This is a genomic window from Cellulomonas sp. GbtcB1 (assembly GCF_019091725.1).
GTDB lineage: Bacteria > Actinomycetota > Actinomycetes > Actinomycetales > Cellulomonadaceae > Cellulomonas.
Genome location: NZ_JAGXJG010000133.1, coordinates 1 through 651, shown reverse-complemented (window position 1 = coordinate 651; position 651 = coordinate 1). Strand labels below are relative to the sequence as shown.

At 82.9% G+C, this 651-nt stretch carries 1 pseudogene; it reads right to left on the bottom strand.

Annotated elements, in window-relative coordinates:
• Window positions 1-651, bottom strand: a pseudogene (locus KVT14_RS20055) (ribonuclease E/G); the annotation flags it as partial.

Here is a 651-nt window from a genome sequence, read left to right as displayed (position 1 = left end):
GGCCTCGGCGGCCTGCGCGGCCTCGAGGTCGGCCTGCGCCGCGGCGGAGATCGCCTCGGGCGAGCCGGACGGGGCCTGGGCGCGGCGCCGGCGGCGCGGGGCCTCGGGTGCCTGGAACAGCAGGGCCGTCGTGGCGAGGCGCGCCGAGGCGGCGCGGTCCTGGTCCGCCTTCTGGCCGGCGGGCTGCCGGGTGGCGGGCTTGTCGGCGGCGGGCTTCTGGGCCGTGGGCTGCGGCTCGGTCGCGGCGGGCTGCTCGGCGGCGGGCTGCTGCTCGGCGACGTCCGACGCGGCGGCGTCCGGCGCCCCGGCCTTGCGGGAGCCCGACCGACGACCGCGGGACCGGCGCGCCGGCTCACGCTCACCGGCGGACTGGCTGCGGCCGAGCTCGGCGAGCACGTCCAGGCGGCTCTCGGGCGCGGCGGCGGAGGTCTCCTCGGCCTGCTCGACGGCCTCGGCGACCTGCTCGTCCTCGGGCTGCTCGATGACGGCGTCCTCGTCCGCCTCCTCGACGGCCTCGGGCGCCGGGGCGGCGGGGGCCTCGACGGCGGGAGCGGCGGCCGCCTCCGGCGCGGCAGAGGACGCGGCGGCGCCGGCCCCGGCGGGACGGGTGGCGCGGCGTGACCGCCGGGCAGGGGCGGCGGGGGCCTCGGC